The 25351-nt window shown below is 70.6% G+C and carries 19 protein-coding genes; 10 read left to right on the forward strand and 9 right to left on the reverse strand.

The features are described from left to right. Nucleotides 1-29: 29 nt before the first annotated feature. Nucleotides 30-455 carry an OsmC family protein gene (locus ACYVF6_RS11450; protein WP_460519884.1) on the reverse strand — a complete coding sequence of 142 codons (426 nt, stop codon included), beginning with the start codon at nucleotides 453-455 and terminating at the stop codon, nucleotides 30-32. A gap of 189 nt (nucleotides 456-644) precedes the next feature. Between ACYVF6_RS11450 and ACYVF6_RS11455 the strand changes: the two genes are divergently transcribed. From ACYVF6_RS11455 to ACYVF6_RS11475, 5 genes are read left to right on the forward strand one after another with little or no spacing between them, the layout of a single operon-like run. Beyond that, a complete protein-coding gene (locus tag ACYVF6_RS11455) occupies nucleotides 645-2507 on the forward strand; it encodes an ABC transporter substrate-binding protein (RefSeq protein ID WP_460519887.1) in 1863 nt (620 codons plus the stop codon). A 6-nt stretch (nucleotides 2508-2513) separates the two neighbouring features. Beyond that, nucleotides 2514-3572 carry an ABC transporter permease gene (locus ACYVF6_RS11460; RefSeq protein ID WP_460519890.1) on the forward strand — a complete coding sequence of 353 codons (1059 nt, stop codon included), beginning with the start codon at nucleotides 2514-2516 and terminating at the stop codon, nucleotides 3570-3572. Further along, nucleotides 3569-4483 (forward strand): ABC transporter permease, encoded by a 915-nt coding sequence (locus ACYVF6_RS11465; protein WP_460519893.1) that lies wholly within the window; start codon nucleotides 3569-3571, stop codon nucleotides 4481-4483. Before ACYVF6_RS11460 ends, ACYVF6_RS11465 begins: the two co-directional genes overlap by 4 nt. Continuing rightward, nucleotides 4483-5451, forward strand: a complete 969-nt coding sequence (locus tag ACYVF6_RS11470; protein WP_460519896.1) for an ABC transporter ATP-binding protein — start codon at nucleotides 4483-4485, stop codon at nucleotides 5449-5451. The genes ACYVF6_RS11465 and ACYVF6_RS11470 overlap by 1 nt, the downstream gene beginning before the upstream one ends. Beyond that, entirely contained in the window at nucleotides 5448-6455 is a 1008-nt protein-coding gene (locus ACYVF6_RS11475; protein WP_460519899.1) for an ABC transporter ATP-binding protein, read from the forward strand. The genes ACYVF6_RS11470 and ACYVF6_RS11475 overlap by 4 nt, the downstream gene beginning before the upstream one ends. A 292-nt stretch (nucleotides 6456-6747) precedes the next feature. On the opposite strand, the gene ACYVF6_RS11480 is transcribed toward ACYVF6_RS11475, so the two are convergent. Together ACYVF6_RS11480 and ACYVF6_RS11485 are read right to left on the reverse strand one after the other, a co-directional pair. Next, nucleotides 6748-9621, reverse strand: coding sequence for an AfsR/SARP family transcriptional regulator (locus ACYVF6_RS11480; RefSeq protein ID WP_460519902.1), 2874 nt, complete (start codon nucleotides 9619-9621; stop codon nucleotides 6748-6750). A 104-nt stretch (nucleotides 9622-9725) separates the two neighbouring features. Beyond that, on the reverse strand, nucleotides 9726-10283 hold the full coding sequence (locus ACYVF6_RS11485; RefSeq protein ID WP_460519905.1) for a hypothetical protein: 558 nt from the start codon (nucleotides 10281-10283) through the stop codon (nucleotides 9726-9728). 174 nt (nucleotides 10284-10457) lie between these two features. Between ACYVF6_RS11485 and ACYVF6_RS11490 the strand changes: the two genes are divergently transcribed. Next, nucleotides 10458-11096 carry a hypothetical protein gene (locus ACYVF6_RS11490; RefSeq protein WP_460519908.1) on the forward strand — a complete coding sequence of 213 codons (639 nt, stop codon included), beginning with the start codon at nucleotides 10458-10460 and terminating at the stop codon, nucleotides 11094-11096. 43 nt (nucleotides 11097-11139) lie between these two features. After that, complete coding sequence (locus tag ACYVF6_RS11495) at nucleotides 11140-12387, forward strand: glycoside hydrolase family protein (RefSeq protein WP_460519911.1); 1248 nt, start codon at nucleotides 11140-11142, stop codon at nucleotides 12385-12387. 1062 nt (nucleotides 12388-13449) lie between these two features. Here the strand turns inward: ACYVF6_RS11495 and ACYVF6_RS11500 are convergent. Beyond that, entirely contained in the window at nucleotides 13450-14688 is a 1239-nt protein-coding gene (locus ACYVF6_RS11500; RefSeq protein WP_460519914.1) for a DUF2786 domain-containing protein, read from the reverse strand. 79 nt (nucleotides 14689-14767) lie between these two features. Further along, nucleotides 14768-17761 (reverse strand): bifunctional [glutamine synthetase] adenylyltransferase/[glutamine synthetase]-adenylyl-L-tyrosine phosphorylase, encoded by a 2994-nt coding sequence (locus tag ACYVF6_RS11505; protein ID WP_460519917.1) that lies wholly within the window; start codon nucleotides 17759-17761, stop codon nucleotides 14768-14770. Nucleotides 17762-18236: 475 nt separating this feature from the next. Between ACYVF6_RS11505 and ACYVF6_RS11510 the strand changes: the two genes are divergently transcribed. Next, nucleotides 18237-19775, forward strand: a complete 1539-nt coding sequence (locus ACYVF6_RS11510) for a type VII secretion protein EccC (RefSeq protein WP_460519921.1) — start codon at nucleotides 18237-18239, stop codon at nucleotides 19773-19775. Between the two features lie 46 nt (nucleotides 19776-19821). After that, nucleotides 19822-21423, forward strand: coding sequence for a glycoside hydrolase family 10 protein (locus tag ACYVF6_RS11515; RefSeq protein ID WP_460519924.1), 1602 nt, complete (start codon nucleotides 19822-19824; stop codon nucleotides 21421-21423). Nucleotides 21424-21460: 37 nt separating this feature from the next. Here ACYVF6_RS11515 and ACYVF6_RS11520 read toward each other — a convergent pair whose 3' ends face one another. From ACYVF6_RS11520 to ACYVF6_RS11535, 4 genes are all read right to left on the reverse strand, one after another. Beyond that, a complete protein-coding gene (locus ACYVF6_RS11520) occupies nucleotides 21461-22192 on the reverse strand; it encodes a type 1 glutamine amidotransferase (RefSeq protein WP_460519927.1) in 732 nt (243 codons plus the stop codon). After that, entirely contained in the window at nucleotides 22189-23019 is an 831-nt protein-coding gene (locus tag ACYVF6_RS11525) for an SDR family oxidoreductase (protein ID WP_460519930.1), read from the reverse strand. Before ACYVF6_RS11525 ends, ACYVF6_RS11520 begins: the two co-directional genes overlap by 4 nt. Nucleotides 23020-23040: 21 nt before the next feature. Next, entirely contained in the window at nucleotides 23041-24402 is a 1362-nt protein-coding gene (locus tag ACYVF6_RS11530) for a glutamine synthetase family protein (RefSeq protein ID WP_460519933.1), read from the reverse strand. A 173-nt stretch (nucleotides 24403-24575) separates the two neighbouring features. After that, entirely contained in the window at nucleotides 24576-24986 is a 411-nt protein-coding gene (locus ACYVF6_RS11535) for a VOC family protein (protein WP_460519936.1), read from the reverse strand. Nucleotides 24987-25108: 122 nt separating this feature from the next. Here ACYVF6_RS11535 and ACYVF6_RS11540 point away from each other — a divergent pair, with 122 nt between their 5' ends. Continuing rightward, entirely contained in the window at nucleotides 25109-25336 is a 228-nt protein-coding gene (locus ACYVF6_RS11540; protein WP_460519939.1) for a hypothetical protein, read from the forward strand. The last annotated feature ends 15 nt before the right edge of the window (nucleotides 25337-25351 follow it).

The raw sequence follows: 25351 nt of genomic DNA on the forward strand, positions 1-25351 counted from the left end.
GCCGCCGCCCGGCGCCGGAGTTGCGACTGCTAGACCAGCTCGGCGTCGAGCGTGATGGTGGTGCCGGTCAGGGCCTTGGACACCGGGCAGTTCTCCTTCGCGCCCTGCGCCGCCTTCGCGAAGTCCTCGGCCGACAGGCCCGGGACGCTCGCGCGCACGGTGAGGTGGATGCCCGTGATGCCCTCGCCCGGCTGGAACGTCACGTCCGCCTTGGTGTCGACCGTCGACGGGGGCGTGCCGGCGCCGGCCAGGGCGTGGGACAGCGCCATCGAGTAGCAGGTGGAGTGAGCTGCCGCGATCAGTTCCTCGGGGCTCGTCTTGCCCGCGGGTTCCGCTGACCTGGCCGCCCAGGTCACGTCGTACGTGCCGAGACCGGACGAGTCGAGCGACACGCGCCCGGCGCCCTCCAGAAGCGAACCCTCCCAGTGGGCGTTAGCCGTACGCGTCGTAGCCATGGTTTCTCCTTCAAATCAGATGGTGATCACCATCATCCTGCCCGACCACCTCTGGCCATAAAGTAACGGCCACATGTCAACTGCCCGGATTGCCTTGACCACGGAGCCGGAAACGCGAGAACATCGCGCAACACTTTCGTGGATCTTCATGCAGTCGACAGAAAGTTACGATCAGGAGGGGACTTCAACATGCGATCTCGCATGGCCCGCCACGTCGCGCTCGTGATCGCCGCGGTCGCCGCAGCCGCCGTGCTGGTGCTGCCGGTCGCGGCCGCCCCAGCCGCCATGGCGCCGTCACAGGCCAGCGCCGCCGAGCCCAAACGGCTCGTCGTGGCCGTCTCGCAGACCGTCGACACGTTCAACCCGTTCATGTCGTTCTTCGCTATCGGCTACACGGTCTCCGGCCTCGCCTACGACTCCCTGATCGACTGGGACAGCAAGGACTTCTCAGCCAAGCCCGGCATCGCTACCGGCTGGACGGAGTCCCCCGACCACCTGACGTGGACCTACAACATCCGCTCCGACGTGAAGTTCAGCGACGGCAAGCCGCTGACCGCGAAGGACGTCGAGTTCACGTTCAAGACGATGATGACCAACCAGGACGCGCGGGACTCCTCCTCCGACCTGGTCGAGAACTTCGAGTCGGTGAGCGCGCCCGACGACACGACGTTCATCGTCAAGCTGAAGCAGCCGACGAACCAGATGCTCGCGCTCGACAGCGCGATCGTGCCGAAGCACATCTGGGAGAAGCACCTGAAGGACCTCGGCGACTTCACCAACTTCGACCTCCCGATGATCGGCTCCGGGCCATTCCAGGTGTCGGAGTTCAAGAAGGACCAGTTCATCCGGATGAAGGCCAACAAGAACTACTGGGCCGGCGCCCCGGCCTACGACGAGCTGGTCTTCCGTTACTTCAAGACCCCCGACGCCGCAGTCCAGGCGCTGATCGCCGGTGAGGTCGACCTGGTGAGCGGCCTGCAGCCGGCGGCGTACAAGGCGTTGAAGAAGGAGAAGAACATCAAGCTCAACCAGGCGCAGAACCGCCGGTTCAGCTCGATCACGTTCAACATGGGCGCCCGCACCAAGGACGGCAAGCCGTTCGGCGACGGCCATCCCGCGCTGAAGGACGTCCGCGTCCGCAAGGCGATCCAGTACGCCACCAACAAGCAGGAGCTCATCAAGAAGGTCGACGACGGCCTCGCCGAAGAGGGCGTGAGCTACATCCCGCGCATCTTCAGCACGTACTTCTGGAAGCCGAACGAGTCCGAGAAGGTCCCGTTCGACATCCAGGCCGCCAACCGGATCCTCGACCAGGCCGGCTACACCAAGGGCGCCGACGGCATCCGGATCGACCCGAAGAGCAAGCGCCCGTTGAGCTTCCGGCTGCTCAACCACTCCGACACACCCAGCGAGGCCACCGACTCGGACTTCCTCAAGGGCTGGTGGAAGCAGATCGGCATCGACACCAAGATCGAGAGCCAGGACAGCGGCAAGCTCAACGACAGCCTCTACCTCGGCAAGTACGACATCATCTTCTCCGGCTGGGGTGTCGGCCCCGACCCGACCTCGATCCTGTCGCTGCATACCTGCGGCACACTGCCGCCCGACTCGTCCGGCAAGTTCCGCGACACCGAGACGTTCTACTGCAACAAGGACTACGACAGGCTCCACGAGCAGCAGAAGCGCGAGAGCGACGTCGCCAAGCGCGCGGCGATCGTCAAGCAGATGCAGAAGATCCTGTACGACGACGCTCCGGTCATCACGCTTCGCTACCGCTACGTGCTCGAGGCCTACCGCAGCGACCGCTGGACCGGTTTCACCAAGCAGCCCGAGCAGGCCGGCATGATCTCCGGCCAGCAGGGCAACTGGGCGTTCATGTCGGCCAAGCCCGTCGCCGCCAAGGCCGACAGCACCAACGCGGCCAGTGAAGACGAGAGTGGCGGCGGCTCGGGCCTGCTGATCGGCATCCTGGTCGCGGTGCTCGTCGTGGCCGCGGCCGGCGGAGCGTACTTCTTCGTCATCCGGCGTCGTACGGCCGACGAGCGGGAGTAACGCGGCGTGGCAGTGGATCCGGTGAACGTGGTCGAGCCGACGGCAGACGGCTCGACCACACCACTGGCCGACAGGCACGGGAGCGGTGACGGGCGCGGGTTCGCGCGCTACCTGCTGGCCAAGGTCGGCGGTGCCGCGGTCTCGTTGCTGATGGTGCTGTTCTCGTCGTTCTTCCTGTTCCGCATCATCGGCGGTGACCCGGTGGACGCGCTCACCCGCGACACCACCACCACGGCCGCCGAACGCGCCGAGCTGCGCCGTCAACTCGGCCTGGACAAGCCGCTGAGCGTGCAGTTCGTCGACTACGTCACCGGCGTCCTGCGCGGCGACCTCGGCATGTCGTACCAGTACCAGCAGCCGATCACGCAGCTGATCTGGGAACGCCTCCCGGCCACGCTCCTACTCACCGGTACCGCGCTGGTCCTGTCGGTCACACTCGGGCTGTGGGTCGGCTCGCGCGCGGGCTGGCGGCGCGGCAGCACGTTCGACAAGGTGCAGGTCGGCGTCTCGCTGACGTTGTGGTCGGCGCCGACGTTCTGGCTCGGCATGATCGTCATCATGGTGTTCGCCCGCTGGCTCGGGCTGTTCCCGATCAACGGCATGATCTCGCCGTACACCGCTCCGGGCTTCTGGCCGCAGACGCTCGACATCCTCCATCACCTGGTGCTGCCGGCGGTCACCATGACGGCCGTGATCTACGCGCAGTACGTCCTGGTGATGCGGTCGTCGATCGTGGACGAGATGGGCAACGACTACCTCACCACCGCCCGCGCGAAGGGACTGCGTGACGACCAGGTGCGCCGGCGGCACGCCGTCCCGAACGCCCTGCTGCCGACGGTCACGCTGATCTTCCTGCACCTCGGCGGCGTGGTCGGCGGGACCGTGCTGACCGAGACGGTCTACTCCTGGCCGGGGCTCGGGCTGCTGGCGTACGAAGCGCTGAAGATCCCCGACCTGCCGTTGCTGCAAGGGACGTTCGTGTTCTTCTCCTCCGCCGTCATCCTGGCCAACCTCGCGGCCGACCTGGTCTACCGCGTGCTCGACCCGAGGGTGCGTACGGCATGAGCGAGCTCACCGAGTTGACCTCGCCCCGCGCCATCGTCTGGGCCCGCCGCCGCGCGGCGCTCGGGCGGCTCTGGCGTACGTACCGCGCGCAACGCGGCGGTGTCATCGGGCTGGCCGGGCTCGGCGTGATCGTGCTGCTGGCGTTGCTGGCGCCCGTCATCACCGACGAGTCGGGGCTGGACGTCACACAGGCGACCGGCGAGCGGCTGACCCCGCCGAGTGGCACGTTCCCGCTCGGCACCGACGAGTCCGGGCGTTCGATCCTGCTGCTCACGTTGTGGGGAGCGCGGATCTCGCTGCTGGTCGGCATCACGGCGACGCTGCTGGCGATGGGCATCGGCGCGATCGTCGGCGTCGCGGCCGGGCACTTCGGCGGCCGGGTGTCGTGGCTGCTGATGCGGGTGACGGACTGGTTCATCGTGCTCCCGCGGCTCGTCCTCGCGATCGCGCTCGCGACTGTCCTCGGGCCGAGCCTGGTCACGATCGTGGTCGCGATCGGCGTGACGTCATGGGCCGGCACGGCGCGAATCATCCGCGCGCAGACGCTGGCCGTCGAGGCGCGGCCCTACCTCGAACGGGCCAAGGCGCTGGGTGCCGGGCACTGGCACCAGATGACCCGGCACGTGCTGCCGAACGTCCTGCCGCTGATCCTGGCGTCGACGACGCTGGAGGTCGCGAGCGCGGTGCTGGCCGAGGCCACGCTGTCGTTCCTCGGCCTCGGCGACCCGAGCCGGGTGTCGTGGGGCACGATGCTCCAACGGGCCAACGCGTCCGGCGCGATCACGTACGGCGCGTGGTGGTACCTCCTGCCGCCCGGCATCGCGATCCTCGTCGTGGTGCTGTGCTTCACGCTGTGCGGACGGGCGCTGGAGACCGCGCTCAACCCCAAGCTGCGGGGCGGGCGAGCCTGATGGCGCTGCTCGAGGTACGCGACCTGGCCGTGACGTATCACGGCGCGCGCGGCGAGGTGCCGGCCGTTCGCGGTGTCGACCTCGCGATCGAGGCCGGCGAGACGCTCGGCGTGGCGGGCGAGTCCGGCTGCGGCAAGTCGACGCTGGCGTTGGCGCTGCTGCGGCTGCTGCCTCGGTCGGCGGTCCTGAGCGGGTCGATCCTGCTCGACGACGAGGACGTACTCGCGATGTCGTGGGGCCGGCTGCGCGCCGTGCGCTGGGCGGGCGCGTCGATCGTGTTCCAGGGCGCGATGCACTCGCTGAACGCCGTGCACCGGGTGGGCGCGCAGATCGCGGAGCCGATCCTGCTGCACTCGAAGGTGTCGCGGGCCGAGGCGGAGGACCGCGCCGTCTCGCTGCTGGGGAAGGTGGGGCTGCCGGCCTGGCGGGCGCGGTCGTACCCACACGAGCTCTCGGGTGGGCAACGGCAGCGCGTGATGATCGCGATGGCGCTGGCGTGCTCGCCGCGGCTGATCGTGGCCGACGAGGCGACCACCGCGCTGGACGTGATGATCCAGGCGCAGGTGCTGGAGCTGATCACCGGACTCGTCGCGGAACAAGGGATCTCGCTGCTGATGATCAGCCACGACCTGTCGGTGCTGTCGTCGACCTGCCGGCGGCTCGCGGTGATGTACGCCGGGCGGGTCGTCGAAGTCGGGCCTTCGCGTGAGGTGTTCGCGGCGGCGAAGCATCCGTACGCCGAGGCGCTGGCGTCGGCGTTTCCGGTGGTGGGCGACCCGTCGTCGCGCGGGCGGCCGAGCGGGCTGGCGGGCGATCCGCCGGATCCTTCCGCGTTGCCTACGGGGTGTCCGTTCCATCCGCGCTGTCCTGTGGTGATGGACGAGTGCGCGACGAGCGAGGTGGTGCTGTGGCCGGCCGGCTCGGAACGGGAGGCGGCGTGCCTGCGGGTGAAGGAGGGCTCGCGGTGACGGGTGGGCCGGGGCCGGGCGGGCCGATTCTGTCGGCGCGGGACCTGGAGGTGTCGTTCACCGTACGCGGTGGGCGGCGGGCACGAGCCGTCGATGGCGTCAACCTCGACTTGATGCCGGGCGAGATCCTCGCGCTGGCAGGCGAGTCCGGGTGCGGGAAGACGACGCTCGCGCGTACGTTGCTGGGCTTGGAGAAGCCGTCGGCCGGGTCGGTGTCGTTCCAGGGCTCGCCGCTGGCGTACCGGGGATCGGCGCTGAAGGCGTACCGGCGTTCGGTGCAGCTCGTCCTGCAGGACCCGACGGGTGCGCTGAACCCGCGGCACACGGTCTACGAAGCGGTCGCCGAGGGCCTGCGAATCCACGGGATCGTCGACAACGAACGCACGCGGGTGGCCGAGGCGCTGTCGCGGTGTGGGCTGCGGCCGGCGGAGAAGTTCTTCCTGGCCTACCCGCACGAGCTGTCCGGAGGACAGCGCCAGCGCGTGGTGATCGCGGGCGCGTTGGTGCTGTCGCCGCAGGTCATCATCGCCGACGAGCCGGTGGCGTCGCTGGACGCCTCGGTCCGCGGCGAGATCCTGGCGTTGCTGCTGGAACTGCGCGAAGAGTTCGGCCTGGCGGCGATCGTCGTCACCCACGACCTGGGGCTGGCGTGGAGCATCGCCGACCGGCTCGCCGTGATGTACCTCGGGCGGATCGTGGAGTCCGGGCCGGTGGAGTCGCTGCTGACGTCGCCGGATCATCCGTACACGCGGGCGCTGGTGTCGGTGCTCCCGGAGTCCCCCGTCGGCTCGCCGATCGTCCTGAGCGGGGAACCACCGGACGTCACCGCGATTCCGGCGGGCTGCCGCTTCCACCCGCGCTGCCAGGAGCTGGCGTCCGGCGCGTCCGAGGCCGCGGGCGTCGCGAGCGCCTGCCGTGGCGAGCCGTTGCCGCTCCTCGGCGCCGACCGGGATGAGCACGCCGTGTCCTGCCACCTCCACGCCGCCCGCCTCGCCGCCCGCTGACGCCAGGCCAGCACCGCACCACGTGGTACTCGGTCCCGTTTGGAACTCGGTCCCGTTTGGAACTCGGTCCCGTTTGGAACTCGGTCCCGTTTGGAACTCGGTCCCGTTTGGAACTCGGTCCCGTTTGGAACTCAGTCCCGTTTGGAACTCAGTCCCGTTTGGAACTCAGTCCCGTTTGGAACTCAGTCCCGTTTGGAACTCAGTCCCACTGGCTTTCGGCTCCGCGTGGTACCCGGTCCCAACTGGTACTCCGTACCGCTCCCCGGCGTCCGCGCGCCACCCAACCAGAGGCTCAGTTGGCGGCCGGCGGGTTGAGCAGGGCGCGCACCTCGTCGATCTCGGCGCCCGAGCCGAGTTGTTCGAACAGTGCCAGCGCCTCGCGCCAGTGCGCTCTGGCTTCGTCGAGCCGGTGGCTGCGCTGCAGGAGTACGCCGATGTCGCGGAGGTTTTCGGCTTCGAGCTGGGTGTTGCCGAGCTCGCGGGCGAACGCGCGGCTCTCCTCCAGGCAGGTCAGCGCTTCGTCCAGCTGGCCCAGCAGCCCGTGCGCGAACCCCAGGTTGTTCAGGCTGTGCGCCTGCCCGTACCGGTCGTCGATCTCGCGGAAGCAGGCCAGGCTCTCCGACAGGTGGTCCACCGCCTGCGCCAGCCGGCCCTGCCGGCCGTGCAGGATCCCGAGGTTCGCCAGGTCGAACCCCTCGCTCCCCCGGTTGCCGGCCGCACGGTCGATCGCCAGCGCCTCGGTCAGGCAGGCCTCGGCCTCGTCGTACCGGCCGAGCCCGCTGTGCAGCGTCGCGAGGTTGCCGAGGCACGCGGTCTGCCCGTACGGGTTGCCGAGCCGCCGCTGGATCGCCAGCGCCTCCTCCAGGAACGCCTGCCCCTCGTCGTCGCGGTTCTGGTGGCGGCGGATGCAGCCCAGGTCGTTCAGCGCGTTCGCCTCACCGCGTTCGTCGCCCAGCTGTGCAGCCACCGAGCGGGCGGTGACCGCGGTCCACTCCCAGTCGGCCAGGTAGCCACGCCGGACGGAGAAGAACGCGAACATCGCCTCGCAGAGCTGTACGGCACCGGCGTTGAACTCCGGGATGGCGCCGGCCAGCTCCACCGCGGCGAGCAGGCACCGCCGTTCGCTCTCCAGCCAGCTCAGCGCGCTGTCGATCGACGGCAGCTCCAGCCCGGTGCCCGACCAGTCCGGATCGATCCTGAGGGCGGGCCGGTCGCCGGTACGCAGCAGCGGCACCGTCTGCCAGCAGGTCGAGGCGTAGAACCGCAGCAGGCGGCGCAGCGCGGCCATCCGGCCGGCCTCGGGCAGGCGCTGCTCGGCCAGCTCGCGAGCGTAACGCCGGGTGAGGTCGTGCATCCGGTAGCGGCCGGGCGCCGGGCTGTCCAGCAGCCTGGCGTCGACCAGCCGCTCCAGGCCGTCCTCGGCGTCGAGCTCCGGCAGGTCGAGCAGGGCCGCGACGGCCGGCAGCGAGATGTCAGGCCCGTCCCAGCTCCCCAGCAGAGTGAACGCCCTGGTCGCCACCTGGTCGATCGGGTCCTGGCTGCCGGCGGCCTCCTCCCAGGAGACGGCGATACAGGCGCGGACGCCGAGGCCGTCCGCCTCCAGCTCGCCCAGGCCCGACTGGGCCGAGGCCAGCCGCGCGGCGAACCGCTCGAGCGACCAGCCGGGGCGAACCGCGAGCCGGGCACCGGCGATCCGCAGCGCGAGCGGGAGCCGGCCGCACAGCCGGACCACCTCGGCGGCGGCCGCCGCCTCGGCCGCCACCCGTTCGGCGCCGATCAGCCGGGCCAGCAGCTCGATCGACTCCTCCGGTGTGAGCAGGTCGAGGTGGAGATGACTGGCACCGTCGAGCCCGGCCAGCATCCGGCGGCTGGTGACGAGCACGCCGCAGCCGGCCCAGCCGGGCAGCAGCGGGCGTACCTGCGCGCTCTCACGGGCGTTGTCGAGTACGACGAGGATCCGCCGGTCGGCCAGCAGCGAACGGAAGCGGGCGGCGGCCTCGGCGACATCGGCGGGTACCCGGCCGTCCTCGACGCCGAGCGAGCGCAGGAACCGTCCGAGCACTTCGAGCGGTTGCAGCGGGTCCATGCCGGGCGTGGATCCCTGCAGGTCGACGTACAGCTGGCCGTCCGGAAACCGCGGGCTGACGTCGTGTGCGGCGCGGATCGCGAGCGTGGACTTGCCCACCCCGCCGCAGCCGTCCACCGCGCTGATGACGATCGGGCCGGCGATCTTCGCGGCGGCTTCGGGACGGTCGGCGCCGAGCTGCTTTCGTACCGCGTCCAGCTCGGCGTCGCGGCCGGTGAACGTGGCGGCCGCCGGAGGCAGCTCGGCGGGCCGGGGCGCACGGGAAACGACCGTGGCGGAACGGGTGTAGCCGGTGATCGCGGCGATCAGGTCGGCGGCGGGCCGGCCGGTCAGGATCGCCTGCTGGATCCGCTGCAGCTCCGCGCTGGGCTCCAGGCCGAGCTCCTGACCGAGTACGTCGCGGGCGCGCTGGTAGCCCTCCAGCGCCTCGGCCTGCCGCCCGGCGCCGTAGAGCCCGGCCATGAGCAGGCTCCACAGCCGTTCGCGGAACGGGTGGTCCCTGGTGAGGTCGGTGAGCTCGGCGAGGCCCTCGCGGTAGCGGCCGAGCGCCAGGTCGGCGGCGGCGCAGCGTTCGAGCGCGTCGATGCGGAGCTCGTCGAGCCGGCCGGCCTCCAGCCGTAGGGGCTCGGCGGGGATGTCGGCGAGCGCGGGACCGCGCCAGAGGGCAAGCGCTTCGCGCAGTTGCCGGGTGCCGCCGGGCAGGTCACCGGCGGCGAGCGCGCCCGTCCCTGCCTGGGTCGTTGCCTCGAACCGGTCGAGGTCGAGCGCGCCGGACCCGAGGCCGAGCCGGTAGCCCGGTCGTTCGGTGTGGATCACGGCGTCGTCGGAGGCGTCGGACGCGTCCGTCAAGAGCGCCTTGCGTACCCGGCCGACGTAGATCTGCACCATCGCGACCGCCGTCGCCGGCGGCGAGTCCGGCCAGATCGTGTCGACCAGTTGCTCGACCGAGACCGTGCGGTTGGCGTTCAGCAGTAGCGTCGCGAGGACCGTACGTTGCGAGGGCGGCCCGACGCTCAAGGCGTTCGCGCCGCGTCTCACCTCCAGCGGGCCGAGAATCCCGAACTCCAGAGCTCCACGCATAGGGTCCGGGACTATAGAGCCACCGAGCGATCCGGGGCAAGCTCGGGCGTTTCGCGCTGAGGCCCCCGTACCCCAGCGCGACGCCCGTTCGATGCGACGGGTGACTAACCCTCGCCGCTCTCCTCTTCGAAGACCCAGCCGCAGCGATCCTCAGCGTCGGTGTCGATCGCGTCGGCGGCCTTCTCGACCGAGGCGAACGCCTTGTCCATGTCGGCCGACAGCGTCTCGACCTGCTTGGCCTGCTTCTCGGTCAGGTTCTCCATGGCCGCCGGATCTTCCGACTCGATCTGCTTGATGAACGGCTTGAGCTCCTTCACCATCGGCAGCGCCTTGTTGTAGCCGGTGTACAGCGTCGTCCACTCATCGCGGATGCCGCTCGGCGCGTGCTTGGACAGGTCGGCCAGCGACGTGACCATCTTGTCGCCGGACGTGGCGAACCAGTCCAGGCTCTCGGCGTCACCGAACGGAACGAGGTACTTGGTGTAGACCACATCCGCCTTGTCGCAGTAGGCGGTGTCGCTCAGCTCGCCCGAAGCGGCCTTCGCCGACTCGGTGGCAGCGGCCTCCTCGACGGCCGCCTTGACGTCACTGCACGCGGTCAGACTCACGGCACTCGCGGCGCACACAGCCACGGCCAGGACGAGGGTGCTCGTCCGTCGCATTTGCTTCTCCCTGGTTGATCGGTGTTCGTTCGGTGTTCGTTCGGGGTTCGTAGAGCGAGCACAGAACGTAGGGAAGGCCGCCAGCGATCGACCAAAGATCGGCCAAACTTCGCAGACCGTACGTGCATCTGAACGGATAGACACCCTCATCAGCCTGATCGCGAAGGAACCGCCGTGCTCGACCAGATCGCCGCCTACACCGCCAGCTCGCTGCTTCCGCCGGCGGGCCAGAAGGCCGCGAAGGGCCTCTGGAAGCGGTTCGTCAAGGACGAGACGACGCTCGCCCACGCGGCGACGGCCTCCGGGCGGGTCGTCGCGAGCACCGTGGTCGGAACGACCGTACGGGCGCCGCGTTCCGCCGGCTCTTCGCCGATGGTGGACCTGACAATCCGGCAGCAGACGCTGGACGACGAGTGGCACCCGTTCCGCCAGACCGACCTGATCGTGCTCACGGAGATCAACACCGGCGCGACTGTGGTGCTGCAGGCGCCGCCGGGGTTCAGCCAGCAGGTCGCGCTGCCGGCGGGGCGTTACCGGGTCGCCGGTGTGCGGCTCGCGCTTGGCGAGGACTCCGGCGACCTGTCCGCCGCGCGGGTGCTGGCGCTGGCCGCGGTGACGGTGGCTCCGTTCGAGCGGCTTCCGCGCGGCTGGACGGCGCCGGCGCAGTTCGGCCGCCACGTCCACAGCCAGCCGGTGACGGTCACGGGGCCGACCGGCGTCGACCTCGCCTTCGTACCTACTGGGGAGCACGGCACGCTGCCGGCCACGTTCGCCGCCTTGCTGGCGACGCTCACGGCCCGAACCGCCGCCTAGGGTCTTGTCCTGTCCGCAGGGCCGTGCCTGGTGGGATAGGTGCATGGGCGCTGAAATCGGGAGCCACTTGGGTGGGTCGGGCGGTGAAGTAGCGGAGGGCTTGGCGCTGGGTGCGCTGGACTGGCTGTGCGGCTCGGCGCGTCGCACCGAGGCCGGCCTGACCTGGGGAGACGATCCCACCCTGTACGGCGGAGCGGCTGGGATCGTGCTCGCGTTGCTGGAGGGCCAGCGCCATTTTGGCGACGACCGGTACGGCGATGCCGCGGTGCGCGGCGCGGCGGCTCTGGCTGCCGGCGTCGATGAGGAAGAGAGCAGTTCGCTGTACTTCGGGCTGACCGGCATGGCGGTCGCGCTGCAGGCCGTGCACACCCGGCTCGGCGATCCGTCGGCCGCCGCCGCGGCGACGCGCGCCTTGAGCCACGTACGTTCGCGGTTCGATGGAGAGCGGTGGGGCGAGATGTTCGAGCTGCTCGCCGGGAACGCGGGCATCGGGCTGGGAGCGCTGCAGGTTGGGGATGTCGAACTGGCGGTGCTCGCCGTGACGCCGTACCTTCGTACGGCCGATCCGACGCCCGGCGGCGTCAACTGGGCGGTGCGGCCCGGGCCTGCTCGTTCCCATCACCTCGCGCACGGGACGCTCGGCATCGTGTATGCCCTCGCGGCGGTCGGTGCCGCGGCCGGGCGGGACGACCTGATCGAGCTCGCCTTGTTGGGCGCCGCCGATGTCGTGGCCCGGGACGAAGCGGGGCCGGCTGGCTTCGTCGTACCGCACTCGGATCCGCAGCACAGGCCCGAGCTGATCGAGCGCTACAGCTACGGCTGGTGCAACGGTCCGGCGGGCGACGCGCAGGTGTTCCGGCTGCTCGGCGCGGTCACCAAGGATCCCGCGTGGACCACCCTCGCCGACCGGTGCTGGCACACGGTGACCCACTGCGGTTTGCCCCGCCGGATCCGTCCGGGATTCTGGGACAACAACGGCCGCTGCTGCGGAACGGCGGGAGTACTCGCGCTGGCCTGCGACCGGCACGTCGAACAAGCCCAACCGCTCGACTTCGCCACCGTCCTGGTCGACGATCTCGCAGGGCGCGCAACCGTCGACGCCGATGGCACCCGCTGGTCCAACCACGAACACCGCGCGACGCCCAGCGCCCTTCCGCCGCACCCCGGCTGGGCCATGGGCAACGCCGGCATCCTCCGCGAACTGCTGCGCTTCGCCCGCGCGGACGCTGGAGCAGATCCTGCGTACGCGGTCGCCTGGCCGGACCACCTGCCCGCCACCGCAACAACGTGACGAGAGAGTGACGGCGTCGCCTGCCGACGCCGTTGCATCGCCGGACCACGCGCCTGCCGCGGCAGCAGCCTGACCCAGCGGCATGCCGCACGCCGCTGCGCCAACAACGTGGCGCCGAGGTCGCGATGGCGGCGGCGCCGCCGCACCCGAGCATCCGGCGATGGCGAGGCTGGCTATCCGGTCCGCCGACGTTGGCCGCCGCCCGCCGCCCAGCCTCGCGAGCGGAGCCTGCCTACGTCATTGTGTCGCCGGATCACCCGCCTGCCACGGCCAGCAGCCTGACCCAGCGGCATCCTGCACGCCGCTGCGGCAGCAACGCGGCTACGACGGCGTGGCACGCCGCGTCAGGCGAGTTCGCGGCACGCATCCGGATCGCTGGTGGCGGCTCCTGTACCACCACCGCCGCTCAGTCCTCGCCGCGGCGGACCATGCCGACGCCGTCGCATCGCCGGATCACCCCGGCCGCCGCGGCAGCAGCGTGACCACGGCGGCAGCGCTGTGTGCCGCGTGAGGCAACGGCGCGGCCGGCCATCGAGGTCCACTGGTGCCGGCTGCGGTGCCGCCTGCCGGGCAGCACTCCGCGAGCTCATCCCGCCTACGCCGTCGCATCGCGAGACCTGGCCGCACACGGCGGCAGCGTGACCACAGCAGCGGCGTCGCACGCCGCGTGAGGCGAGAGCGCGGCAGGCGCCCAGGTCATCGATGACGGCTGGCCGTGCCACCGCCGCCAGCTCTCGCGGGCTGATCCCGCCGACGCCGTCGCATCGCCGGACCGGCCCTGCGCGCCGCGGCAGCGGCGTGGCCGGGGCGGCTGCGTCGCACGCCGCGGCAGGCGATCGCTCGGTAGGCGCCCCGGTCCGCCGGCGGCGGACGTGCCAGCACCGTTACCCAGCCCTCGTTGGCCGATCCTGCTGGTGCCGTCGCATCGCGGGAACTGGTCGCAGCGGCGTGGGGCACGGCGGCTGCGCTGCACGCCACGTCAGACGATGGCGCGGCGGTCCGTCCGTCGGTACCGGCTGCGCAGCATTCGCTGGCGTAGCCTGCCACCCCGTCGCATGCGGGTCAGGCGAGGGCGTGGCGGGCGTTCAGGTTGGCCAGGTCGGCGGCTGTGCGGCCGGCTGCCCAGCCTTCGCGGTTGGAGACGCGGACGTCGCGGTTGGTTAGGCGGGGGAAGAGGTCTTGGACCAGGGCCTCTACTTGTTCTCCGCGTTTGGCGAGGGCTGGGAGCAGGCGGCCGTTGGCGGCGGCGTCAGCTTCGCGTTCTGTGGCGGCTGCGGCTTCGTGGAGGCGTTCGCCGACGCGGGTGGCGTAGGCAATCAGGAAGGACTGGCGGAACGAGCGGATACGCGACTGGCCGCGGCCGGCGCGGAGCATGGCGCGGTTGGCCTGCAGGAGCAGGGATGTGGCGAGCAGCTCGACCAGCCGCAGGTCGACCTCGTCGCCGAGGATGGTGGTGAAGCCGAAGTCCGGCGTGAAGACGGTGCGGCAACGGTTGGCTGTCGCCACTGCGCTGACCAGGTGAATTTTGGCCGAGACGTACGGCGCGTCCAGCCAGATCCGGCGGGCGAGTGGTTGCGCGCCGGCAGGCGACCCCTCAACCGACGCATCCACCAGCGTGCGGTCGAGCGAGAACTTGGCCATCAGCTCCTGTGCCTTACTGGACAGGGCTTCGGCCTCCTCGGGGAAGTCGGTCGACTCGGCTTTGGCCAGCAGCGCCCGGATCCGGGCCAGTACCTTCTCGTCGACGTCGGCCGGGCGATCAGCCCCCGACGCCGACCCATAGGCAGAGCCTGGCGGCGGCAGCAGGCGAGGCAGTTTGGGCAACGCCAGCAGGAATCCGGCCAAGCTCACCACGCCATGCAGCAGCTCCGACCGAGCCAGACAATCCCTCCGCGCCCACTGCGGAAGCAACGGCCGATCCGGCTGCCACCACGCCCGCGCGCCGAGCTGGTCGAGTTGCGCACGCCACCGCGGGTCGACGGTCGACTCGGCGTACTTGACGTGCTCGGCAGCCATCGCGTCGATCAGCATCGGGCGCGCCGCGGGTAAGCGGCGCTGGGCGAGCTCGACCAGATCCGCCAGCTGCCAGCCGCCCGTCCAGGCCGAGGCGAGCAGCCGGTCGAGCAACGCCTCGCCCTCGCGGTCGACGCGCCCTGGATGCGCGGCGTCGAGGTCGAACAGCAGCCGTAACAACGGTGTCAGCCGGCCGGCAGCGACCGGCGCCTGCTGTGCGGCGGCAGCCAGCGTCTCGGCCACCTGCTCCGCCGGCGGCGGACGATTGCTACGGCTGTGCGATCCCATCGATCGTGCTCCTCTGCCCGCGGGGTCCTGGCTTCGGCGGAAGCAGTCTGCCCCAGACCACCGACAGACCACGACAGACCTACGGAGCCCAGCCCCAGAACACCTCGTCGACGATCGCGCGGGCGTGCCGGGTCAGCCGCCGGTAGTCGTCGAGTAGCCGGCCGGCCTCCTGCGGTCCGTATCCCAGCACCCGCGCCACCACCGACAGCTCCCTCGGATCTCGCGGCAGCTGGTCGGACGCCCGCGCCCGGACCAGCATGATCGCGTTACGGATCCGGGTGGCGATCCGCCAGGCCTCGATCAGTGCCTCGGCGTCGTCCGGCGACAGCAGCCCCGCCTCGGCGGCCGCCCGCAGCGCCGGCCCGGTCATAGTCGTACGCAGGCCCTCGATCCGCGCGCCGTGCCGCAACTGCAGCAGCTGCACGGTCCACTCGATGTCGGCCAAGCCGCCCCTGCCGAGCTTCGTGTGCGTCGCCGGGTCGGCACCGCGCGGCAGCCGCTCAGCCTCCACGCGAGCCTTGATCCGCCGGATCTCGCGTACGTCGTCGTCCGACACCCCGCCGGGCGGCCGGCGCAACGGCGCGATCAACTCCTCGAACCGCGAGCGCAACCCCTCGTCCCCGGCGACCGGATGCGCGCGCAGCAGCGCCTGCGCCTCCCACGGCGAAGACCACTTCTCGTAGTACGCGGCGTACGACGCCAGCGTCCGGATCAGCGGACCCTGCCGGCCCTCCGGACGCAGGTCGGCGTCGATCGCCAGCGGTGGGTCGGTGCCGGGTACGGCGAGCAGCCGGCGCAGCTCGGCGACCACCGAAAGGGCCGCATCGGTCGCGGCCCGCTCCTCGGCCTCGGGATACGGCTCGTGTACGAACAGCACGTCGGCGTCGCTGCCGTAGCCCATCTCGTACCCGCCGAAGCGACCCATCGCGACCACGGCGACCCGAGTGGGCAATGGCGCGCGCCGCTCGGCCTCGATCGCGCGGCGCGCCGCCTCCAGCCCACCCGAAACCGTCGCAGCCGCGATCTCGGTCAGCGCGAGCCCGACCGCGTCGACCTCCAGCAGGCCTAGCAGATCGGCGGCCGCGACGCGGAACAGCTCGCGCCGCCGGACTGCCCGTACGCCCGCGATCGCCTCGACCGGATCGTCGTGCCGGCGGGCGGCGGCCAGCATCTCCGCCTCCAGCAACGAACCCGACCGCGGCGCCAGCTCCTCGTCGTGGCCGAGCATCGCGATCGTCTCGGGCGCCCGCCGGATCAGGTCGACGACGTACCGGCTGGACGCGAGCAGCCGAGCCATCCGTTCGGCGGTGAGCGACTCGTCGCGCAGCAGCCGGAGGTACCAGGGCGTGGTCCCCAACGTGTCGGACACCTGCCGGAACGCCAGCAGCCCCGCGTCCGGGTCGGGTCCGTCGCCGAACCAGCCGAGCAGCACCGGCAGCAACGTCCGCTGGATCGCGGCCCGCCGGGAGACACCCGAGGTGAGCGACTCCAGGTGCTTCAGCGCGGCCGCCGCGTCGTGGTAGCCGAGCGCGGCGAGCCGGGCCCGGGCCGCCTCCGGCGTCAGGCGCAGCTCCTCGCTGGGGAGCCGGGCGACCGCGGCCAGCAGCGGCCGGTAGAACAGCTTCTCGTGCAGCCGGCGTACCTCGCGCGCGTGCCGCCGCCACTCCTTGTTCAGCTCGGCGATCGAGTCCTTCATGAAGCCGAGCGAACGTCCGAGCGCACGCAGCTCGCGTTCGTCGGTGGGGAGGAGATGGGTGCGGCGCAGCTTCGACAGCTGGATGCGGTGCTCCATCGAACGCAGGAAGCGGTACGCCTCGGCCAGTGCGGCGCCGTCAGCTCGTCCGACGTATCCGCCGGCCGTCAGCGCCTCGAGCGCGACCAGCGTCGACGGGCTGCGGAGCGCGGTGTCGGACCGGCCGTGGACAAGCTGCAGCAGCTGGACGGCGAACTCGACATCCCGCAGGCCGCCCGGCCCCAGCTTGAGCTCGCGGTCGGCCGAGCCCGCCGGGATGTGGTCGACGACGCGCCGGCGCATCGCCTGCACGTCCTCGACGAACCCGTCGCGACCGGCGGCCTGCCAGACCATCGGCGCGACCGCGTCGGCGAACTCCGCGCCGAGCTCGAGGTCGCCGGCGATCGGACGGGCCTTCAGCAGCGCCTGGAACTCCCAGGTCTTGGCCCAGCGCTGGTAGTAGGTCAGGTGGCTCTTCACCGTACGTACGAGGGGGCCGTTGCGGCCCTCCGGTCGCAGCGCGGCGTCGACGGGCCAGAGCGTGCCCTCGACGGTGTGGTCGGAGCAGGCGCGGATCACGTGGGCGGCGAGCCGCGTGGCGGTACGGAGGGCAGCGTCCTCGGAGCCGCTGTCGCTTGCCGGCTCGGCGATGAAGATGACGTCGACATCGCTTACGTAGTTGAGCTCCCGGCCGCCGGTCTTGCCCATGCCGATGATCGCGAGCCGGACGGGAGCGGCGTCGGCCGGCAGCGCGGCCGTGGCGATCGCGAGCGCGGCGTCGAGTGCGGCCGCCGCGAGGTCGGCCAGCTCGGCGGCCACGTCGTCGACCTGCAGGTTGCCGGCGCCGCCCGCGAGATCTCGCGCCGAGAGGCGGAGCAGCAGGCGCCGGTACTCGACCCGGATGGCGTCGACGGGGTTGTCGGCCCGCTCGACCGCGGCCAGCATCTCGGCGCGGAGCGCCCAGGCGGCCGGGCGTACGGTCGTCAGCTGTGGATCGGCGAGCTCCCGCCAGTGCTCGGGATGGCGGCGCAGGTGCTCGGCCAGGCCGGCGCTCGCACCGAGTACGCCGAGCAGCCGGTCGCGGAGCTCCTCGTCGCGGGCGATGGCCGCGCTGAGCTCGGCCCGGTCGGTGTCGTCGGCGTCGCGGGCGTCCAGGCCCTCGAGTACGCCGACGAGACCGTTGAGCGCCTGTTCGGGATCGGCCGCCTTGGCGGCCGAGGCCACGATCGCCTCGACCGGCTCGCCGGGTTGGAGCTGCGCGATCCAGCCGGCGGCCCGCTCGGGATCGGCGAATCCCAACCGCGCAAGCCGCCCAGCGCCAAGACCACGCGCGTCGGTCACCAGCCGATGATCTCACGACGGCACCGGCGGGCCGGGCTGCTTGCTCGACGTGCCGCAACCGCCGACGACGGCTGTCTGGCTCCACGACCGTCCTGGGAAGTGGCGGACGGTCTCAGCTGGCAGCGCGGGCGAGGAGATCTTGGTGAAGGCCCGATCGTGCGCTGATCTACCGCTCGAAATGGAACCCGGTACCAACTGGGACCCGGTACCAAACGGGACCCGGTACCAAACGGGACCCGGTACCAAACGGAACCCGGTACCAAACGGAACCCGGTACCAAACGGAACCCGGTACCAAACGGAACCCGGTACCAAACGGAACCCGGTACCAAACGGAACCCGGTACCAAACGGGCGTCGGGGAATCGTCGTGCCGGCGCTCCCCCACACGCGTGGCCCGATCTGCTCGCGTAGAGGGGGCGGGCACGGCCGGCCCCCGCGTTGCCGAACATCGACGCCACCCGCCAGGATCGGGCCATGGAGCAGGGCGAACGGGCCGAGCTGACCGACCTGCTGGGCATCGGCGATCCACGCGCGATCGATCCCGCTGTCGCCTGGCGGCCACGGTCACCTCGGGACCGGCTGCGGGTGCCGGTCGGCCTGGGTGACTCCGGCCGGCCGATCGAGCTCGACATCAAGCCGGCGGCGCTGGACGGCATGGGGCCGCACGGGATGGTCGTCGGCGAGGGCAAAACCGGGCTGCTGCGTACGCTGCTCTACGGCTTCGCCCTCACCCACGCACCGGACGACCTGAACTTCCTGCTGGTCGACTCCGGCGACGGCCGTTCCTTCCGCGACCTGGACCAGCTTCCGCACACCTCGGCAGTCGTGACCGACCTGAAGCCGGAGCTCGTCGACCGGTTGTGCGACACGCTGGCCGGCGAGCTGACCCGCCGGCAGGCGCTGCTGCACGCAGCCGGCCCGTACACCTCGCGCGACACCTACACGGACGCCAGGATCGAAGGGGCGCCGCTCGACCCGATGCCCTCGCTGCTGGTCGTCATCGACGGGTTCTCCGAGTTGCTCGGGAGCAGCCCGGACTTCGCCGCCCTGCTGGTCCAGATCGGCCGGGTCGGGCGCGGTCTCGGCGTTCATCTGCTCCTGGCCGCCGACCGGCTGGAGGACGGGCGACTCCGTGGACTGGACGGGTACCTCGCCTACCGGTTCGGCCTCCGAACGAACACCGCGGCCGAGAGCCGGGCGGTGATCGGCGTGCCGGACGCACACGAGCAGCCGGACCACCCCGGCATCGCTTACCTCAAGGCCGGCACCGACACCCTCGAACGGTTCCGCGCCGCGGAGGTCTCCCCGGAAGCGGCCCGGACGATCGGCGAGCGGCTGCGTGGAAAGGGCACGCCCGCCTACCGGATCTGGCCGCCGCCGCTGGACGAGCCGCCGAACCTCGACACGCTGCTCCCGCCCGAGCGGACCACCGGCGGCCTGCGGATCCCAGTCGCAGTCGTCGACAAGCCCTTCGAGCACCGTCAGGACGCGCTGTGGCTCGACCTGTCCGGAGACCGAGGCAACGTCGCGATCGTCGGCCGGGCACGAAGCGGCAAGACCACGTTGCTGCGTTCGCTGATCGAGGCGTTGACCACGACCCACACACCGAACCAGGTCCGGTTCGCTCTGCCGTCCGCGGTAACGGAGCTGACCGCGTCGCTGGAGCAGCGGATGCACCACAGGTCTCCGTTCCCGCCCGACGTCTTCCTGGTCATCGACGGCTGGAGCGCCGGCGCCCTACCCACCGAGCACGAGCCGGCCGTCGCCGCCCTGGCGGCGCACGGTGGAGGCTGCGGCATCCACGTCATTGCCACGGCGGAACGCTGGGACGAGTTCCCGGCTGCCGTCAAGAAGCTGTTCCAGACCAGGCTGGAGCTCCGGCTGGACGACCCGGCCGGCTCCGACGTCCACCCGAGGCTGGCGGCCAACGTCCCAGGAGACCGCCCCGGTCGCGGCCTGACGGCGGACAAACTGCACTTCCTCGGCGCGCTCCCGGCCGATCCGCGCCAATAATTTGCATCACCGGACGGCGGAGCGAAATCTCCCTACGCTGTGGGGCATGCGACGCCTTGCCACCACGCTCACCACGGCTGCCGCGGTGCTTCTGGGAGTGCTGCCGTTGGCCGTTGCCAGTCAGCAAGCTGTAGCCGAAGGAGGCAACACCTCCAGGCCCGACGCGCAATGGCGCAGTCTCTGGGTCGACTCGTTCCATGACGGCATCTACAACCCCCAGCAGGTCGACAAGCTCGTCGCCGACGCCAGGGCGATGCGGGTCAACGCGCTGATCGTGCAGGTCGGCCGCTGGATGGACTGTTACTGCAACCGGTCCACGTTCCCCCGGACGAACGCCGCGATCGCGCCTGCGCCGTACGATCCGCTGGACTACGTGATCGAGAAGGCGCACGCCCAGGGCATCGAGGTGCACGCGTGGGTGAACGCCACGCCGATCTGGAACACCACGGCTCCCCCGCCGCAGCCGGACCACATCTTCCACACGCACGGCGAGACCGCGACCGGCGCCGATCGCTGGCTGAACAAGCGCGTCGACGGTTCCGAGATCGGCGGCGCGACGATGCGGAACCTCGACATCACCAACCCCGCAGCCGTCGACTACATGATTCGCGGCTATCAGAGCATCGTCCGAGAGTACGACGTCGACGGGATCAACCTCGACTACATCCGCTTCCCCGACTACAACTCCGTCAACTACCAGAGCGACTGGGGTTACTCCGACGTCTCGCTCGCCCGGTTCGCGGCGGCGACGGGACGCACCGACCGGCCCGAGCCGACCGACGCGCAGTTCAGCCAGTGGCGGCGCGACCAAGTGACGGCGTACGTCCGCAAGATCTACCTGTCGATGTACGAGATCGACCCGTCGGCCCGGCTGTCGATCAACGGCATCACCTACTGGTACGGCCCGCAGACCGAGGGCGGCTGGGAGAAGACCCGGACGTACTCGGAAGTCCTGCAGGACTGGCGGGCGTGGCTGTCCGAGGGCGTCATCGACTCGGTCGTCGCCATGAACTACAAGCGGAACTCGCTTCCCGAGCAGCAGCAGATGTACGACGAGTGGAACGAGATCCTCGCCGACAACCAGTTCCGGCGGCAGAACGTCGTGGGACCGGCGGTCTACCTCAACACGGTCGGCGACAGCGTTCTCCAGGCCCGCAAGGCGCTGGCGCCCAGCGCGGCCGGCAACCGGGTGGTCGGCTGGAGCGGTTACTCCTACGCCGTCGCGAGCTCGGTCGCCAACGCCGACGCCTCGAAGGCCGAAGCCGAGCGGGCCGCGCTGACCGCCGCACTGACGACGACCGACCCGAACGGCGAGACGCCGCTGTTCGCCGAGGCCGCGCGAGTGCCCGACATGCCGTGGAAGTCCCGGCCGACGCGCGGTCACGTGGTCGGCAAGCTGCTGTTGACGAACGGCGGTGCGCTGGACCAGGTGCCGGTCGAGCTGACCAGCCTGCGTACGGGCCGCAAGGTGCCCGGCCGGGTGACGGACGGCGCCGGCTGGTTCGGCTTCGTCGACCTGGAGCCCGGCAAGTGGCTCGTCAAGGCCAAGCTCCCAAGCGGTGTGCACGGCAACGCGACCGACGTGATCGAGGTACGCAAGGGCAGGATCGCCAAGCCTCGCCTCGGACCGTTCCGCAGCGGCCGCTAGGCCCAGCGGAAAGGCAGACGAGGCGCGGAGGAAGAGCTCAGGTCGCCCGCAGGCGTTCGGCGAACGCGAGCGCCAGTGGGCGACCGGTGCCGTCCAGCAGTTCCGGCTCGGCCGCTCGTACCTCGGCCGCCGCCGCTCCGAGCTCGGCGTCGCGGTCCTCGCCGGCTTCTCGGTAGGTCGCGCTGAGGCGGGTCGCCCAGTCGGCCACCACGGCCGCTGTCACCTCGGGGTGGAACTGCACGCCCCAGGCGTTCGCGCCGAGCCGGAACGCGTAGTTGACGCCGTCGGCCCACGCCAGCGGCGCCGCGCCTGGCGGCAGTGCGACCACGACATCCTGATGCGACCGCACCGCCCGCGCGCCCTGCGCCAGCGCGCCGACCACCGGATCGTCCGCGGCCTCCGGCGTCAGTTCCAGGGCGAACACGCCCATCCGCCGCCCGAACGAGCTGCGTTCGACAACGCCGCCACACGCCGCTGCCAGCAACTGGTGGCCCAGGCAGATCCCTAGCACGGGAACGCCGTCGGCGACCGCCAGCCGCAGCAACGCCCGTACGCCTGGCAGCCACGGCCAGGCGGCATCGTCGTTGGGCCCGGCCGAACCGCCGAGCACCAGCACCCCCGAGCAGCCGGCCAGGTCGCGAGGCAACGAGTCGCCGGCGTACGGCCGCACGACCGACGCCGAGACACCGGCCGTCCGCAACCAGTCGTCGAACGCGGCCAGCGTGCAAGTGTCCTGATGCTGGATCACCAGCAGTGGAAGCGAGCTCACGAGAGGCGGTACGGCCGGTCGATCCTGACCTGCCCGTCGTCGTCCTTGTGTACGTGCTCGGCGAGATAGTCGGCGAACGTCCGACCACCCGTCGGCAGCCCGGGCGCCAGGTGATGCCCTGCTGCGTAACCCCGGAACACCTTGCCCATCGGCGGAACGCTGACGAACCGGCGCTCTCGCCCAAGCGCCGCCACCACCGAACGAAGCAACTGCTCCAGCGGCAGTACCTCCGGCCCGCCGAAGTCGTCGGCCCGCCCGGACGGCCCGGCCGCGACGAGCTCACCTATCCGAGACGCGACGTCGAGCACCGACACCGGCTGGTCCTGTACGCCGCGCGGCAGCGGCACGACCGGCGACTTGGAGAGGTAGTCGCCGAGTGCGAGCAGGAGGTCGTGGAACTGCGTCGCGCGCAGCACGGTCCACGGCAGCTTCGACTGGGCGATCGCCAGCTCGGCAAGCGCCTTAGAGCCGTAGTAACCGAGCGGGATCCGGTCGCAGCCGACGATCGATACGTAGACCAGATGCGGCCGAGACGATGCGCTACCCGCGCGCTCGGCGGCCTCCACCAGCATCCGCGTGCCCTCGGCGTCGACCTGCCGGTGCCGGCGCATGTCGCTCGCGCAGTGCACGATCGCCGCGCAGTCTTCGACCGCCGTCTGCAGCCCCGCGCCGGTGCCGAGGTCGCCGTGGGCCACGGCCACACCCTCGGGGAGATCCGGCGGCGAGTCGCGCCGCGACAGCACGGTCACGTCGTGGTCGCGGCGGATCAGCTCCTGCACGACCGCCTTGCCCAGCACGCCCGTTCCGCCGGTTACCAGGACCCGCATCGGCGCCTCCCGCGCAGAGTTCTACAAGACGTTGAGCATTCGCTCCCGTTCGAAAACGGTCACCTGCTGACGGTACTCTTCCCACTCCGCCTTTTTGTTGCGCAGGAAGAAGTCGAAGACGTGCTCGCCGAGCGTCTCGGCGACCAGTTCGCTTCGTTCCATCAAGCTGATCGCCTCGCCCAGGCTCTGCGGCAGCGGGTCGATCCCCAGCGCGCGCCGCTCGCCCTCGGTGAGCGACCACACGTCGTCCTCGGCGCCGGGCGGCAGTTCGTACCCCTCTTCGATGCCCTTCAGGCCGGCCGCGAGGACCACGGCGTACGTCAGATAGGGGTTGCACGCCGAGTCGAGCGACCGGAACTCGATCCGGGTCGACTGGCTCTTCTCCGGCTTGTACATCGGAACGCGGATCAGCGCCGAGCGGTTGTTGTGTCCCCAGCAGATGTACGCCGGAGCCTCGCCGCCGGCGCCGGCCGTGTGCGAAGTGGCGTGCCACAGCCGCTTGTAGGAGTTGACCCACTGGTTGGTGACCGCGGTGATCTCAGCGGCGTGCCGCAGCAGGCCCGCTATGAACGACCGCGCGACCTTGCTCTGGTGGTAGTCGGCGCCGGACTCGAAGAACGCGTTGCGGTCGCCTTCGAACAGCGACATGTGCGTGTGCATGCCGGAACCCGGCCACTGCGCGAACGGCTTCGGCATGAACGTGGCGTTGATGCCCTGGCCGAGCGCGACCTCCTTCACCACGACCCGGAACGTCATGATGTTGTCGGCGGTGGCCAGCGCGTCGGCGTACCGCAGGTCGATCTCCTGCTGGCCCGGACCGCCTTCGTGGTGGCTGAACTCCACCGAGATGCCCATCGCCTCGAGCATCGTGATCGCCTCGCGGCGGAAGTCCTGGCTCATGCCGTGGGGTGTGTGGTCGAAGTAACCGCTCTGGTCGACGGGGACGGGCTCGCCACCGCCCTTGCGGATCTTCTCCAGCAGGAAGAACTCGATCTCGGGGTGGGTGTAGAACGTGAAGCCGAGGTCGGCTGCCCTGCCGAGCGCACGCTTGAGGACGAAACGCGGATCGGCGTAGCTCGGTGAGCCGTCCGGCATCAGGATGTCGCAGAACATCCGCGCGGTGGCCGGCGAGGTGCCGCGCCACGGCAGGATCTGGAACGTCGACGGGTCGGGCTTGGCGAGCATGTCGGCCTCGTAGACCCGGGCGAAGCCCTCGATCGCCGAGCCGTCGAACCCGATGCCCTCGTCGAAGGCGCCCTCGAGCTCGGCCGGCGCCACGGCGACCGACTTCAGGAACCCGAGCACGTCGGTGAACCACAGGCGGACGAACCGTACGTCGCGCTCCTCGATCGTGCGGAGCACGAACTCCTGCTGCTTGTCCACTGCTTGCACCTCGTTTTGTCGGTAGAGCCCGGCGGGCGTCCTCAATCCTCACCTGCACCTATTTCCCGCACGTTACAGGTGGAGAGCGCCCGGCTTACCCCGAGGTGTCCGCGCCGGCGACACGGGTGCCGCCGGCGTCGTCCTGGTGGTGGACCGGCGTCGGTTGGCCCGCGTCAGTCGACCTGCGTCAGCATGACCAGGTTGCCGCAGGTGTCGTCGAACACGGCCTGCTTCCCGAAGTCGGTCTTCGTCGGCTCCATCGTGAACTTCACGCCGCGGTCCTTCATCTCCGCGCACTCTTTGTCGAGGTCGTCGCTCGTCAGCGCGGTGCACGGAATCCCGGCCTGATAGAGCGTGCGCTTCCACACCTTGCCGGCAGGCTGGCCCTCGATCTGGATCATGGGGTTCCAGTCGGGCTCGAGGAGGATCTCGGTGCCGTCGGGCGCATCCGGCGAGACGACGGTCAGCCATTTGGCGTCGCCGACCGGGATGTCGTTCTTCACGGTGAACCCGAGTGCCTTGGTGTAGAACTCGAGCGCCTTGTCCTGGTCGTCGACCAGGATGCTCGTCACGGTGACTCTCACAGCGGTCTTCCTTTCCTCTACGCGCGGCGCCCTGTCCGGACGTCGTCGATCATGGCTTCTTCCCGTACGACCGCGACGATATCCACCGACAACTTTTGTTGTCAAGACAGCGGCATCTGTCGGTGGCGAAGTGGGGTGGCGGAGAACGTGGCGGCAGCGCGCCTGGCGACGATCCTGGCGACGATCCTGGCGACGATCCTGGTGGCGATCCTGGCGACAATCCTGGCGACAATCGCGGCGACAATCCTGGCGACAATCCTGGCGACAATCGCGGCGACAATCCTGGCGACAATCCTGGCGCGGGCGGGCTCGGCGGCGGCCCTGCCTCCCTCGGCGGGCAGACCAGCTGACCGCGACACCCGGTG

The organism is Flindersiella endophytica (assembly GCF_054779015.1).

Coding starts and splice junctions, on each gene's coding strand:
- ACYVF6_RS11450 (WP_460519884.1), bottom strand. CDS start 455: ATGGCTACGACGCGTACGGCTAACGCCCACTGGGAGGGTTCGCTTCTG.
- ACYVF6_RS11455 (WP_460519887.1), top strand. CDS start 645: ATGCGATCTCGCATGGCCCGCCACGTCGCGCTCGTGATCGCCGCGGTC.
- ACYVF6_RS11465 (WP_460519893.1), top strand. CDS start 3,569: ATGAGCGAGCTCACCGAGTTGACCTCGCCCCGCGCCATCGTCTGGGCC.
- ACYVF6_RS11470 (WP_460519896.1), top strand. CDS start 4,483: ATGGCGCTGCTCGAGGTACGCGACCTGGCCGTGACGTATCACGGCGCG.
- ACYVF6_RS11480 (WP_460519902.1), bottom strand. CDS start 9,621: ATGCGTGGAGCTCTGGAGTTCGGGATTCTCGGCCCGCTGGAGGTGAGA.
- ACYVF6_RS11485 (WP_460519905.1), bottom strand. CDS start 10,283: ATGCGACGGACGAGCACCCTCGTCCTGGCCGTGGCTGTGTGCGCCGCG.
- ACYVF6_RS11495 (WP_460519911.1), top strand. CDS start 11,140: ATGGGCGCTGAAATCGGGAGCCACTTGGGTGGGTCGGGCGGTGAAGTA.
- ACYVF6_RS11500 (WP_460519914.1), bottom strand. CDS start 14,688: ATGGGATCGCACAGCCGTAGCAATCGTCCGCCGCCGGCGGAGCAGGTG.
- ACYVF6_RS11510 (WP_460519921.1), top strand. CDS start 18,237: ATGGAGCAGGGCGAACGGGCCGAGCTGACCGACCTGCTGGGCATCGGC.
- ACYVF6_RS11515 (WP_460519924.1), top strand. CDS start 19,822: ATGCGACGCCTTGCCACCACGCTCACCACGGCTGCCGCGGTGCTTCTG.
- ACYVF6_RS11525 (WP_460519930.1), bottom strand. CDS start 23,019: ATGCGGGTCCTGGTAACCGGCGGAACGGGCGTGCTGGGCAAGGCGGTC.